The sequence below is a fragment of the Pseudomonas sp. Z2-11 genome (assembly GCF_054161305.1).
This window is the reverse complement of record NZ_CP096395.1, coordinates 3,017,398-3,032,500: the sequence shown is the minus strand read 5'-3', so window position 1 is coordinate 3,032,500 and position 15,103 is coordinate 3,017,398. Positions and strand designations below refer to the sequence as shown.

Annotated in this window: 3 protein-coding genes; all 3 read right to left on the bottom strand. The window is 63.6% G+C overall.

Features of this window, described 5'->3' with window-relative positions; translation table 11 throughout:
• Positions 1 to 2: 2 nt before the first annotated feature.
• Positions 3 to 1,607, bottom strand: a complete 1,605-nt coding sequence (locus tag M1E16_RS13415; protein WP_458130216.1) for a ShlB/FhaC/HecB family hemolysin secretion/activation protein — start codon at positions 1,605 to 1,607, stop codon at positions 3 to 5.
• 26 nt (positions 1,608 to 1,633) lie between these two features.
• A complete protein-coding gene (locus M1E16_RS13410) occupies positions 1,634 to 2,236 on the bottom strand; it encodes a transposase (RefSeq protein WP_370871120.1) in 603 nt (200 codons plus the stop codon).
• 411 nt (positions 2,237 to 2,647) lie between these two features.
• A complete protein-coding gene (locus tag M1E16_RS13405; RefSeq protein WP_458130215.1) occupies positions 2,648 to 15,100 on the bottom strand; it encodes a filamentous haemagglutinin family protein in 12,453 nt (4,150 codons plus the stop codon).
• Between the last annotated feature and the right edge of the window lie 3 nt (positions 15,101 to 15,103).

Genomic DNA, 15,103 nt, shown 5'->3' with positions numbered 1-15,103 from the left:
GTTCAAAACGTCGCTTGCAGGTTGAAGTGCAGGCGCGATTCCTGTTTCGTGGTGTTCGGCCCGTCGAGCAGCGGAAAGCCCCAATCAAGGCTCCCGGACAGCCATTTGCTCAGGCTCGCGCGGGTACCGAGGCCGACGCTGGCGAGGCTGTAATCGGGATCCTGGTCGGGCAGCTCGTCGCGCAGGTACAGCTGCGCACCCTCGGCGAAGGCATAGAAGCGCCACTCCTGGACATAGCTGCCGAGAAACCTGGCCAGCGTGGGCGTGCGCAGCTCCTGGGACAACAGGTAGCCGTCGTCAGCGGTGCGCTCGGCGGCCAGGTAGCCGCGTACCGACGTGGCGCCGCCGGCGGAGAACTGTTCATTGGAGACCAGCGGCCCGGAGGCCAGCTGGAAGGCGGCTTTGGAGGCGGTCTGCCAGTCGCTGCCAAACGTGAAGGTGTAATTGCCGTCGCCCTTGAGCACCGCAAAGCTTGGGCTGGCGCGGTAGCGCTTGTAGTCAAATTCCTCGTCGTCGCTGCCATAACCCAGCAGGCTACGGGTGCCTGCCACCAGGCTCAGGCCGAGGCCCAATTGGCTGGTTTCGGTGTAGCGGAAACCGTTGTAGGCGAAGGTGAACGGCGCGTACTTGAGCGGTGCCTTGTCGCTGGCGCCGCCCAGGTTGAGTTCTTCGTCGAAGTCCTTGAAATCCACTCCGACCGAAAAGCTGTTGGCCCATGCGCCACTGGACGGCAGGCTGTAGATCGCCGACACACCGTAGGAGTGGCCCTTGCCCAACACGTTGCTGCCGCCGACGGTCGCCACGTTGCTGTCGGACTGGTAACCGGAGAACTGCACGCTCCAGCGTTCGCTCAGTGGCGCGGTGTAGGAACCCGACCAGACCTTGGCGTTTTCGGTGTCCTGGGGCGCGGTAAAAAAGGTCAGCGAAATACTGTGGCCCAGTTGCCAGAGGTTGTTGTAGCCGAGGCTGGCGACCGTGCGCAGCTTCTCGGTGTCGGCGCTGTAGTCGTTGTTCAGGCCCAGGCTGGCCTGCCAGGGATCCTGGTCCTCGACCTGCAAGTCTACGTCCATGGTGCCCGGCCGCTGGCCTTCGCGTACCAGCGGCATGACCTGGCGCCCCGGGGTCTTGTTCAACTGCGCCAGCTCGGTCTGGACCTGGGCGAAGTCCGGTACCTCGCCTTCCTTGAGCGCCGGCACATCTTCGCGGATTTCCACCGGCGAATAGTGCTTGGCACCGACCACCCGCACGCGGCCGATCTTGGTCTCGCTGACCTGCAGGTAGACAATGCCGTCTTCGACTTTCTGCTCCGGCAACTCGACGAACACCGATTGGTAGCCGCGAGCCTGATAGACCTTTTGCAGCGCCTCGCGAGCGCCTTCAATGTCGTTCAAAGTCTTTTGCGGGCCAAGGAACGGATACACCGCTTCCTCGATCGCGCGGGCATCCAGCACGGTGTTGCCCCGCACGAAGTACTCGTTCACATCCACCAGGCGAGCCGGCGCCGCTTCGGCTTCCGGCGCTCCTTCTGCAGCGAGTGCCGACGGTCCCCCGACCGCCAGCAGCAACCAGCCCCACAGCGCCGGCCGCGATTTGAAAAAATGCTCCACACCACCCCCTGAATTCAAAGTACGGCTCAATTGCTTGCGGTCGATGTCGTGGCGTGCCGGGCCAGCCAGGTGTGCAGCAGCGCGAAGTTCAAGGAGAACTCGGGCATTTGCAGCAAGGCGCCACAGAACACTTCACCGATGATTTTCTGGATAAGCCGCACGGCCCGCGCATCGCCCAGCAGCGTGGCGAGGTCCTTGCTCAGCACGTTGAAGCTCCAGACCTTCTGGTTCAGGTCCAGGCCGACGAACCAGCGGAACAGCAGGTTGTAATTGAGTTGTTCGTAGAGTTGCTGCTCGCTGGGCACCGAATAGAGCAATTGCAGCAGCAGGATGTGCATGGCCGTCTGCGGCGCGATGAGCATGCCGGCATCGGCGTTGAGGCCCTGCAGCACGTCGCGGTGTTCGGCCAGCAGGTCGTCGATCTGTGGCCGTAACAGCACCAGGGAGTGGCCCTGGGGGATGTAGCTGGACACTTCCTTGAGCGCGCCCTGCCAGTCATCCTGGGAAACGATCCAGACCCACGGCGCACCGTAGCGATACACCGAGACCGGCTGCTTGCGCGCCGCCTCGACGATCTTCGACAGCCGCTGGTCCAGCTCCTGCATGCCCACTTTCGAATAACGTTCCATAGTCCCCATCGCCTCACTCCCGGCTTCGCGCCCCGGCTCCAAACGACCTGAAAGGTCCCCTCGAACACGTCACACAGGCATGACGGGAATGGCGATGTGCTACCGAACTTTTGTCATGAAAGCTTCATTTGAGAGAGCGCCGCAGCTGTCGTGGCGAGGGAGCTTGCTCCCGCTGGGGTGCGCAGCAGCCCCAAAAAGGCTGACGGAGAATCAGCCTGACACACCGCAGTGACTGGCTTGGGGCCGCTTCGCAGCCCAGCGGGAGCAAGCTCCCTCGCCACGGGGATAATGGGGGCCCGATGATGCCCGGGCACAACAAACCCTGTGACAAGGGAGGACCGGGTGCCCGAAGGCTTCCAGGCACAACAACCCCTGTGGGAGCGAGCCTGCTCGCGAAGGCCGCGACTCGGTTTACAGGCTCAACCGCCCCCGCTCCTCCTCGGTCAACCGCTGCCGCGCCTGCTCGTCCAACGGCCCGGCACCCAGCACCTGCACCGGACTGGCCGGATCATAGGTACGTGGCGCCTCACGGCTGGCGCCATCACGCGAAGGCGCCAGTTGCTCGGAGCCGAAACTCACCACCTGCACGGTAAACACCGAGGCCTGGTTCTGCCGCGCCGCGTTCTGCTGCTGGCGCGCTACGTCTTCCGCCGCTTGCGTGGCCGAGGACGCCGCCGAACTGGCCGAGGTGATCGCCCCGGTGTTCACCGAAGCCGCCAACGGCACGCCGGTGGATTTGCCCTGGGTCTGGATGTTGGCTGCGTTGACCACCGTCAACGCCGCAATGTTGACGTTACCTGACACACGGATCCCCGCCTCGCCCGCATCGATGGTGCCCAACGGCGCGATCAGGTCGATATCCCCCGGCGCTACCTCTGGAATCGGGTTGAGAGTGGCGATACCGGCCCCCGTGCTCGGCACCGATGGCGACAGGGTCACGTTGCCCCAGGTGTCGTACAGGCGCTTGGGCGGCGTGTAGACCACGGTGGTCTTCGAACCACGACCGGCGTTGATATCACCCTGAGCCGACCAACTGAGGATCGAACCACCAAAAGTGGTCATGATCCGGCTCTGCCCCAGCAGGATGCTGTTTTTCGCATACAACTGGATATCGCCCTCGCCCTGGGTGATGACCCCGGCGGTGGACGGCGGCGCGTTGCCTTCGATGCCGAACGTCTGCCCGCCACCGGGAGTGAGCATCTGGATGCTGCCGCCGAAATCGGTGTGCACCCCTGCCCCGCCAAACATGGTGATGTCGCCCTTGTAGGTGATCGCATTGCCCGCCACATCCTTGGTCGGGAACAACAGCTCGATCGCCTCTCGTCCGCGCAGGTAGCTGCCCTGGCGCACGCCGCCGACTTCGTTGTACTCACGACCACCGGCCTTGAGCTCGGCGAAGTACACGTCGCGGGCAAACACCCGCTGCTGCTCCGCCGGCAACGCGGCGAAGAAACTGCGGGCCTGCTCGGTGTCGCCGCTGAAGCCGAAGCGCGCCTTGAGCCACTTCAGCAGCTCCGCTTCGTAGGTCTTGGCGACCTTGCCATCCTGGTCCGCCAGCGGGACTCCGGCCAGGGCCTGGTTCGCCGGGTCCAGGTACGCCTTGACGAAGCGCTGGTAATCCGCGCCGTCGAGGCCCGCGCCGGCTTGCAGCACCAGGCTCGCCCCGGAGCGCGAATCCCCCGGCACCACGGCGCCGATACTGGTGATGCTGACCTTGTCATCCATCAGGATGTTGCGTCCGGCGGTGATCTCCAGCAGGCCGGGGCCGGCGACGTTGAAGCTGCTGTAGAGGATGTCGCGCCCGGCTGAAACGATTGAGATGTCGGTGGGGTTGTTGTGGATGAAGAGGTTGCCGGCGCTGGTGTAATCCCCTGCCTGGGAGTTGTTGCTCAAAGAGCCGCCCAGTGGAATCCCGCTACTGACGATGTCTCGTCCTGCCATCATTCGTACAGCTCCGGCGCCTTCGTAGGCGATTCGCCCTGGCCACCTGCCAACGGATGCCGATGTCATCGACCGTCCGCTGGTGACAGCCAGCAAATCACCTTCCAGCGCATAGAAGCGCGCAGGGTCGTCATTGAGGGCCCATTCGCCTGAGGTACTGCTGGTGTCGAAGGCAAACAGCGGCAATATGTTCGCACTAGGGCGAGCGAGGTTGCCATCGGCTGAGAGATTGCTGGCTTTTATGACGGGACCGGATTCGACAGTCTCGACGATACCCACAAAGGCTGGCCTGAACGGCGTTGCCAGGGCTGCGGAGGATGCACCGGAACGACTGACCGACATGTCGCCGCCGTAGATGGAATCGCCGGCCATGAATTGCAACTCACTGTTGATGCCGGGAGCGAGCAACAGGGCTGGACGATTGTTGCCGTCATAACCTGTTCCATCCCATACCGAGGACTTGCCATAGTAAAGGCTGCCATTGGCCGCCACAGCCCTCACGATCGATGGGTAGACCACCGCCAGATCCGTCTCGACCTCTGGCACCACAGGCGTCAGATTCCCCCCCGATGACCACAGATCAACTGCCGTGTTGGCGGTCCATAACGAAAACCAGCTCACGCCGGATCCGTTAGTGGCGCCATCTTTGAAGGGCGATACGCTCATCATCGGCGCCCGGCCAGGGTCCGCTACGTCCATCACTACCAGGTCGCCCGAAGTTGTCAGATCGAACGTGGCATCGCCCGGCATCAGGGTCAGCCCGCCTGTTGGCAGGCTACGTGTGGCTCTGAAGGAGTCGTACGCACGCGTTTCCCCCGGAGACTGTGCCGAAGCAACGTTGCCATAGCGCAGGTCAATTCGACCGATGGCACCGCTGTCGATCTGCGCGTGGCCCCGCAGGTTGATGACCGCACCGTTCAGATGCCCGTCGACGAACGCGCTATCGGGATTCAAGGCGCCGCCTACACGCAGGTTGAGATCACCACCACCGGTCAATTGCAGGCTGCCATCAGCGCCCACACGCCCGGTGCTGCCCACGGCAAGAACCAGTCCTTGGCTGCGGCTGTTGCTGCCTGGCACAAGACGACTCCCTGCCATCTGTTCGAGCTCCCCCGCATCGCCGGCGACCTGAACATTCAGGTTACCGCCGCCCAGAGTACCGAAACCGGTAAACCCAACCATCAGGTCAGCCTTGCCGTCCTTCGCGGCGGTGTAACTACCAAAATTGATCCACCAAGCGGTGGGTTGTGCCTGCGTACCGGTTGCGACTGAGCCATTGCCCTGACGCCACAGCCAATTACCGACGTTGACCGTATCGTAACCAATGTCTCCTCCATTGGGCCGCCCTATACTCGCACTCGATACATCCAGGCTATTACCGGTCAGATTGCCGCCGACCTTCAAACTCAGGTTGCCGCCAAAGTCCGGGTACCAGGCGCGGTAAAGACTATTGGAACCGCCATCCACGAATTGCTCGTTTTCACCTAGTGCATCATTGAGCACCTTGCCCGCCGCCGCACGCGCCTTGGGTTGGTTGTACGGGTCGTTGGCGTACGTTTCGCTGGCTGAACTGCCGGCGGTATAGACGCCGTACAGCGAGTCCATTTTCAGATCACCTGCCGACAGCAGCTCCAAGTCCGCTGCGCCGGTGCGAATGACACTCCAACGTTGGCTGCCGGGCTCGTATTCAGGTGCTCCGCCAGCTTCACAATGAAGTGGATTGTCGACACATAAGTTGGGGTAATCAAAAACTTCAAAGTCAACCGGCAGCCCCACCATGCTGGTGTCGCCGAACCAATCCAGCGATCCTGCTTCGGTCCAGACCATCGACGCCACGCCGAACGTGCCGTAGTGACTATCAGCCAAATGCAGATCACCACCCGCCAGCACCGGCCGTACGACCCGACTGTCCGCCGCCTGCGTATCGGCACCGGCCACCAGTCGCAATGACCAGGACTGCGAGCCCTCGGCCAGCATCGGCGCGATGGCCCAGTTGCTCCCCGCCACTTCCGGACGCAACTGCACCGACTCGACACCGGCCGGCAACTTGATGTCGGTACCTGACGGAATTTTCGAACCCACACTCAGTGCCAGGGCGCTGCTGAGACGCAGCACGTTGGTCAAGCCGTTACTCGCGCCTTCAATGTCTGGCAACGCAACGCCTTTGGGCCAGATCAGGTTGCCTATCGTTGCGCTGCTGCCCAGCAGGCTGCCCGCCCCGAGCACCGTGCCCGCCTGCAGGGTTTGGGTCGAAGCCAACAACGTGCCGGCCGCGAACAACAGATTGCCCTGTGCGTCATGCACCGCCGCGGCCAGCACCGTGCCGGCCGGCAGTACCATTGGCTGATCCAGCGTGGCGGCGACCGGCAACCGCGTTCCCGCAGCCAGGGTCGCGCCCTTGAGCGGCACGTCGAAGTTGAGCACCGAGCCGGCCGGGAACGCGGTGTCGACCTCCAGGGTCACGCCAGTGCCGGGCACGACGATATCGCCCGCCGCAAAATCAATGCCTGGCAACAGCACCCAGCCCTTGTCATCGTTGCTGGCGGGCGGCTGGGCAAAACCGTCGGTGATGCTGCCATAGATGTTCAGGTCACCGCCGGCGCGCAGCGTCAGGCTGGCGGATTCGCCGGAGCCGTAGACGTTTTCATCCAAAACGTTATGCGGATTGAGGCTCGCATAGCGATATTGCGACAGGTCCAGATCCCCCTGGACCACCAGGTCGCCATCGGCCGTCGCACTCACCACCTCTACACCGGGGCGCAGGTGGAACACGTCGCGATAGCGGCTGTTGTTCAGCCCGGCGAGTTTGCGCTGCAACAGATCGTTGTTGTCGTGAGCGTTGGTGATAAAGGCGGTGTTGTCGGGGTCCACCACATCCTTCAGCCATGCCTGATTGATGACCTGATAAGGCTTGCCGCTGGCCGCCGGCACGTTCACCAGCGGCGCGTCGCTGTATTGCCACGTAGCAACCAACGCAATCGAACGGGCGCCTTGTACGTCCAGGGCACCACTGGCATCGATCGCCACGTCGCCCCCCGACACGCCACTCAGTCGTGGCGCGCTGAGTTGCAACGTCCCGCGAGGCCGACCGTCGTTCATACCGGACGCACTGCCCAGCGCGACTTCGGTACCGTGGCGCAAATCGATACGCACGCCGTTACCCAGGGTCAGGAGACCTTCCCTGGCGGTCAAGTCAACGATGGCACGGTTCGGCGAGTCGATGATCTTGCCGTAGCTGTCCACCCGCAGGCGTCGACCATGGGCGTCAAGCACGGCACCGCTGCCCAGGGTCAGGGCATTCTTGGCAGCCAGGTAAATGCTGCCGACCCGCTCACCACTGGCGTACACCGTGCCGTTGATCAACAGGCTGCCGTTGTCCAGGGACACGTCAATGGACGAAGCCTTGAGTTCGTTGCCGATCACCAGGTCGCCCTGCTTGAGCTGGAAGCTGCGGGAGCCGAACACTTGGCCGTCGCTCAAGCGTTGGTTCAACGCGGCGAACTGTTCGCTGAGACTGCCATTGTCGCCCAGGCGCTGGGCCTGGATTTGCACGCCACCGGCCAGGTATGGCATGAGCGTGCCACCGGCATCGTATTCGCCAGTGCTGCTGGCGAGGATTCGTCCTTGCAGGTCGACAACCCCGGCCGTGCTGCCCAAGGCCACGGCGCTGAGCCGTCCGGCCTGGTTGTGGCGCGCCGACAGATCAATGCTGGAGCCAACCGCCTGGCGGATGTTGCCGTTCTGGCTTTGCAGGATCACCTCGCCACCAGCGCTGTAGCGCGTGACATCGTTGAAGGTGACCGTGCGACCCGCCACGTCGATCAGCGCCTCATCGGCCAGGGTCAGGTCATCCGTCGCGCTCAGGGTCAGTTTGCCGCTGGGCAACACCACCGCACTGGCCAGGTTGAGGCTCGCCCCCTTGAGGGACAACTCGCCCCCGAGCCCGGAGACAGTGCCCGGCTTAGCGGTCGCGCCCGTCACATTGACCGCACCGCCCGCGGTGATGCGGTTGACCGAACCGGCTTCGCCAGTCAGCAACGGGGTGAGGATATTCAGGTTGCCACCGCTGTAGGCGTAGCCCGTTTTAGCGTCATAGGCGCCCTGGCTCTGATACACCGCCAGGCTGCCCTTGTGATTGGCGGTCAAGCGTTCGCTGGCACTGAGGTTGACGTTGGCGAAGCCCAGGGCCAGGCGGTCCAGGGTGGTGATCGAGCTCGGTTGGGCGAACTCGCCATAACCGAACTCGATGCGCTGGGCCTGGATGTCCAGGCGACCGGCACCGGTGCCGGCCCCGCCGGCGATGACCGAACCCGGCGCGCCGACGGCACCGTTCCAGATCAGGTTGGCGGTGCGAATGGTCGCTACGTCGCTGGCACCGCCTGCGCCATAAATGGCCGGGGTGCTGAGCATCAGGTTGGCCAACCGCGACTTGCCCGTCGCCGAGTCATAGGTGTCGAGACTGACAGTGCCGTAGAAGTTCAACGCCTCACGAGCCGACAGTTCAAGAGTTTCCAGGGCCGGGGCACCGTATTCGGTGTCCCCGCGCAACAGGCGATCGAGTACCGTCTGGCTCAGGGTCAGACCGGCCGGCAAGACATTACGCGCCGCTGCGTCGCTCAACGCCGGGGAGGTACCGACGTTGATATTGCTCAGGGCCAGCGTCAGGTGGCGGGTGCCATAGCGCACTCCCTCATCCAGTTCCAGGCTGCCCCCGGTAGCGGCGGCGATGCTGCCTTCGGAATGAATCCGGGTGACGCCACTGCAGGGCGTCAGGCTGCATCCACCGATGTTGATCGTGCCGTTGCTGCCCGATGAGGGTGCCAGCACGTTGAGCAAGCCGTTGGAGGCGGCCAGCAAGCTCAAATTCTGGCCGTTCACATTGAGGTCATAGACAAAACCGTCACGGGCATCGTAGGCCGCCGCGCCACGGCCGATGGTGTTGATGGCCGCGCCTTGTTCCATCGACAACTCGCCGTTGGCCAGCAGGAAAACTTCCGGTGCCGCTAGCGTCGCGCCTTCACGCAAGATCACCCTGGACGACGCTGCAAATGTCGGCGTGATGTAATTTCCGCCCTGACCATAGAGCGTATAGAACTGGCCGCCAATCACCTGACGCGATGCGTTCAACGCATTGAGGCTTTCGGCATTGAGTGTCACACCCTCGAAGCCAGCCGTAGCCCCGCGTCCATCAGCCACTACCTCCAGCGCGCCCCCCACATTACCCACTACCGTGACAGTGCCGCCGTAGCCACCTTTCTGGGGCGCGAACTTACCAATGCCCTTGAAGGAGAACGCTTGGTCTCCCGCCCCTGGGGCCAGCTTCAACTTCAAGGTCTTGGCGTCCACCGGCAATAGGGCCCGAGGCACGCCCAGGCGTGCGGCGTCGGCTACAGCGAACTGGGCATAGCTAGTTTCGTTGTACTGCGAATAGCGACGCAGCACATCGCCTGAAGTCAGGATGATCTGGCTGGCCAGACGGTTGCGATGCTCGGAATTGGCCACCGACAGCACCCCGGCGGTGGTCCAGGAGCCGTTGCGCATCTGCAGCGCACCCGTCGTGGAACCCTGACCCGCGAGGCCGTTGACCTCCACCCGGAACGCCCCAGGCAACAAGGCATAGGTGGACGGCATCAGTGTATAGGTACCCGCGGCCAGCCCCGGCACACCGGCACCGATGGTGATTTGCTGGCCGACCCTCGGGTCGACGGCGCCGCCCTCGGGCGCCACTGGCGCGTATGGACTTTGATTACCCGGCACAATGGCATAGACCGGGTTGCTGGACAGGCCAGGCAACGTAAAGCCGCCGTTGGCACCGATTTGCACCAGCGGGTTGAAGCGCGCATCGGTGGAACCACCACGGCCGGAGATGAAACCGGCGCCGAGCAGATCACCGCCACCGGAAAGATCGAGTACCGAGCCTTCCTGGGCCATTACAGACTTTCCGCCCAGAATTACGCCGATGTTCAGATCACCGTTGGCAGACGGCATAGCCCCTTGCCCCAGGAACACCACCTTCTTGCCCGCGTACTCATAACTCTGACCATCGACGGTACCGCCATAAGGCAGCACCAGACCGAGGCCACTGACTGAAGTGAGACTGTTGGGCAGCAAATCCACCCGGGCAGTGACGCCAGTGATGTCATTGGTGCCGATTTCAATTAATCCCAACGGCGCCCGAACGACCCCACCCTGCTCGATCTGCGCACTGCCCAGTTGCAAGTGACCGAATGCCGAATAAGGCACTTGTGGTATGGCCTTGGTGGTTCGCCCGATAACCAGGCTGCGCGTCGGATCGTAAAGAGAGGTGCCGTTAGATGTGCCCCACCCATACCCCGCCAATACCCGAGCCCCAACCCCGGTCGCCGGATACAACTGGGCCGCTTGCAACAGCATATCCGAAGGGGTCAGCAACTGAGTGGTAAAACCCGTAGGCATATCGGCGCTCGAGAACCCGGCCAGGAATCGCAAATCACCCCGGCTGCTCAGCTGGACCTGATCGAAACCTGCGCGCTCAAGTCCCACTGTGCTGCCATCGGCCTGCCTCACTGTGCCTTTGCTGCTGAACATCACATTGCCTTGCACATCCAGCAGATCGGCGTTGACGGAAAACACCGCCTTGTTCGCCGATAGAGACACCCCGCCACCATCGACCACTGGCCGGGTGTAAGGCTCAAAACTCGGTCGAGTGGTCGCCAGCCCTGTCGCAGTAGACAGCAACACATGGGGTGCATTGAACTCGACCCGGGTATTGGCTGGCGCGGTTGCACTCAATCCAAAGCTGCGGGCGTACAGGCTCAGGCTTTGTCCGAGGGACATCGACAGGTTGCCATCGACGCTCATCAGTCCGTTGCTCAACAAGGACAAATTGTCGAAACCACCAGCCTGGACTTGATCGACGCCTAGCCGACCGTGTCCGTAGACCAGCGAATCCGCCGATGTTTCAGCCGTGTCGCCAAGCCGATGTGCCTGAGCCACCTGTTCCAACACCAGTTCACGCACGTTCAACACCCGGCCATCGACTGCGCTTTTCAGGTAGTAGGGAGTTTCCAGCGCCACCGACAGGCTGCCCCCCGCCGCCCCGGCACCTCCCGAACGGGCGCTTAATGCGCCGTCCAGATACAAGCCATTGGCCGACGCCAGGGAAATGCTGCCGCCGTTGCTCGCCACTAACGTGCGCCCCTGACCAGCGACATCCAGCACGGCCTGGCTGCCATCCGCTTGCAGACGGGCACCGTCGCGCACTACCACAAACAGCTCGGAGGCAGACGTCGATCCTTTCGCGGCATCAATCTGGCCACCGATGACAATCTGCCCGCCATCGCGCACCAGGCCATAGGTCTGGCCGCGCATATCCTGAGCGGTCATTGCCCGGCTCGATACATCGATCAGCGCCTGCTCGCCCAGCCAGATGGAACGACCGTGGCCCTGGGCATTGACCTGATCGCGAACCGCATCATCAACGCTCAACTCGGTAAGGCTGACCCGCCCGCCCCAGGCGTTAAGCGTGCCGTTGGCGGTCAATTGCCCGCTGCTCCGGACATCGATACCCTGGCCTGGATCAACGGTAATCACACTGCCCTTGCCCAAGCTCAATACCGTGCGCGCCATGTCGGCGGCGCTGGAATTCGCGGTGCCAGCGGTGAGGCTCAGGCTCGCACCACGACGCTGGGTCAGGACACCTTTGACCGCATCTTCCTGATACAGCTCCGGCGTCCAGCGCTGCAAGGCAGCGGCCGGCTCCGCGTCGCTGCCGGTGTCCAACGCCTGCTCACCAAAACGGTACACCGGCATCGTCACATCGACCCGGGTCCCGTCGGCCACAGTGAGGCCTTCGTCGCCGGTGATGTCATAGGCGGAGAAACCCTTGTCGAAGAAATCGCCGCCCAGTTGCAGAGTGCCAGGTTCGAGGGGGGTGCCGCTGTTGCCGATCAGCACTTTGCTGGCCGCCAACTTCAAGGTCCCGCCGCCGCTCACGCCGGTACCGCGCAGTTCACCTTCGAGGTTCAAGTCACCGTTACCGGACGATGCACCGGTACTCGCGGTCAAGGTCAAGTCACCGCCCTTGCCGCCGCGAGTCTTGCCATCGGCCATCACGGCAGCACCGGAGCTGACGTCAATCAGGCTGCCCTGCTGCACATCAATATCGCCACTGCTGCGCACGGACACGCTGCCGCCGTTGATGAACGGCAGGCCTTGGCGGTCGTTGCCGTCGAGCAGCAGATTGCTCCAGCGCCCGGCGGTGTTCAGCTTGACGCCTTCGCCCAAGGTGACCGTCGCCCGCTGTCCCGTGGCGGGTGAAAGTGTGACGTCTGCCATCTGGAAATTATCCGTCCTGACCTGTTTGAGCACGTTACCCAAGGCAATGCGACCGCTGCGGGCCGTCAGGTCGGCATTCACCTCGACCTGCGGTGCATAAAGCGTGATATCGCCGCCATCGGCGACCTTGAGTGCCCCATCGACCTTGATGCCTTCAGCCGCCGCTACCTTGACCGCGCCGAGCTGGAAGCCATTGAGCAACGCATTGTCCAGCACCAGCGTGCCTTGCCGGTCAGTGCCGACCGCCGAGGTCAGGTCCAGCCCCGCAGCAAGCTTGTCGCTCACCTTGCCAAGGGTGACCTGATCGAAGGTGGGGTTCAGGCCACTGTTGATCACGCCACTGGCCTTGTCATAGATCGGCGTGTCGCTGCCCACCCATAATTGCGCCCGACGGGCCACGGCGTTTTGCGATTGCTGGTAGCCGTCGAGGTTGAGGTTGGGCGCCTGGGTCTGGCGTTCGCCCTGGTAGACCTCGCCGACGATCTGGCCGTCCAGCACGGCGTTGCGGGTCGACACCACCAGCTTGCCGGCATCGCGCCCGACGGTGTAACCGGCTTCAAAACGTTCGCGAGGGGCAATGAGCGGGTTGTAGTAGTAATCGGTCTGGCCCCAGCGCTGGCTGTGGTCTTCGTAACCCTTGTAGATGCCGGTGTAGAGGATGTCGCCCGGGGCCTTGGACAGCTCATACAGACGACCATTGGCGCCCTTGAGCCAGGATTGGCGCAAGTACCCACTCTGTACATCCAGGGTACCGCCGGACAGGTTCAACTGAGCCGCCTGCTGGGTCACCACGTCGTTGCCAGTGAACGTCAGGGTACCGCCCTGGGCCGCCCACTCCCCGACGCTGTGCCCACGGGTGCCAAGATAACCGCCAACCTCCAACAGACCTCCCGCCGTGTACCAGCGGTCAGTGGCGTAGCCGTTGGTGCCCGCCGGGACGTAGACCAGGTCGCGCACGTCCACCCACACATCGTTGTTGGTCAACTTACCGCCTTCGCGGTTGATCGGCGCATCCCGTTGTTCGTTACCTTGGACGTTGACCTTGATGGAATTGGACTCCATCGCCACCTTGACACCGATGGCGCCGGACACGTCGATCACCGCGCCATCGCGCACCAGGCTGCGACCGGCCGCGCTGACCGCGACCTGGCCACCGGTGGCCAGGGTGATGGAGCCGTTCTGGAAGTCGACGCTGCCGCCACTGACGATCTCGACCCGTGACTGGTCGGTGCGGTCGACCACGCTGCTGAGGTTGTTGAACTGGCCGCTGACCAGGTTGTTCGGCGTGCCATCCAGGCCGGCCGATCCGGCATTGCGCTGGCTGTCCAGGGCACTGCCGCCCGCGGCGTCGAGCAGCACCGCCGTGGCGCTGCCCTGCCCCAGGGCCACGCTGCCGCTGCTGTCGCTCGCGGCGTTGAGTAGGTGCACGGTGCCGCGCGTATCCACCGAACTGCTCGCGACCGCCACGCCGTTCTGCTGCACGTGATGTCCAGTGAGGGTGATGTCGCCGGTGCTGGCCTGGATCAGGCCACTGTTGATCACGGTGCCGGCGCTGCTGCCTGACTTGAGTGACGTCGCGACCTCGTTGCCACGGGTGGTGGAGCGCAAGTTGCCGCTGGTGCCCTGGCCCCGGCGGATGTAGAAGCTGTCGCCCGCCGCCAGGGTGGTCTGGCCCTTGGCGGTGATGATGGAGCCGGCGTTTTCCACTTCCGAACCCAGCAGCAAGGCATAGCCACCGCCTGCGGTTGAAGTGGCGGCGCGGTGGGTTTCAATTTGCGCACCGCGTTGCACTTCGACCTTGCCGGCGGCATCGGTGAAGGTTGGCTGGGTGCCGGTGGCATCGACGTACAACCCGCGCTGGCTGAACTGCTCATCGCTGATGTTCGCCGCCACCGCCGCCAGGTTGCGCACGTTGACCTGGCTGCTGCCGCTGAAAATGATGCCGTTGCGGTTGACCAGCATCACCGTGCCGTTGCCCTTGATCTGGCCCTGGATCTGGCTCGCTCGCGCCTGTGGATCATTGACCCGGTTGAGCACGGCCCAGTCCGACTGCTGCTGGAAATCCACCGTGGTGTTACGGCCGACGTTGAAGGTTTCCCAGTTGAGAATCGCCTTGTCAGCGGTCTGCTCGATCTTCACGGTGGTCTTGCCACCGGCCTGGGTCTGCTGCGGTCCCTTGGCGTTGAGCCAGCCCTGGGTCAGGCTGTTATCGACCTTGAGCCCGCCCTCGCCCAAGCCGTCAGGCACGACCTGTACCTGGCCGAGCGCGGCTTGGCGCCCGGCGGCCTGGGCCGCCTGCTGAGCCGCGATGGCGGCCACGGTGTTGTTGAGGTTGGTCAGCGAACGCTGCAACTGCGCATTGGCCCGCTGCTGCTGCGCCAGGGGTGGCGGCATGCCTGGCTGCGCCGTTGCAGGTCGCCCCGCACCGCCGGCCTGAGGCGCGCCCTTGGCGGCAAACCAGGCCGAACTGAACGCCGTCGCTGCGTGGGCATTGCCGGCCACCATCAGCAGGGCAATGGCCTGGGCCAGCGGCTTGAGTCGCAACATCGACAACTCGCCATCGCGACGTGGGGCATTCAGGTTCGTCTGGGGTTTGCAGCGCAGCATCCT

Excerpts from the sequence above, each read along its gene's own strand:
- M1E16_RS13410 (WP_370871120.1), bottom strand. The coding sequence starts at position 2,236 with ATGGAACGTTATTCGAAAGTGGGCATGCAGGAGCTGGACCAGCGGCTG.
- M1E16_RS13405 (WP_458130215.1), bottom strand. The coding sequence starts at position 15,100 with ATGCTGCGCTGCAAACCCCAGACGAACCTGAATGCCCCACGTCGCGAT.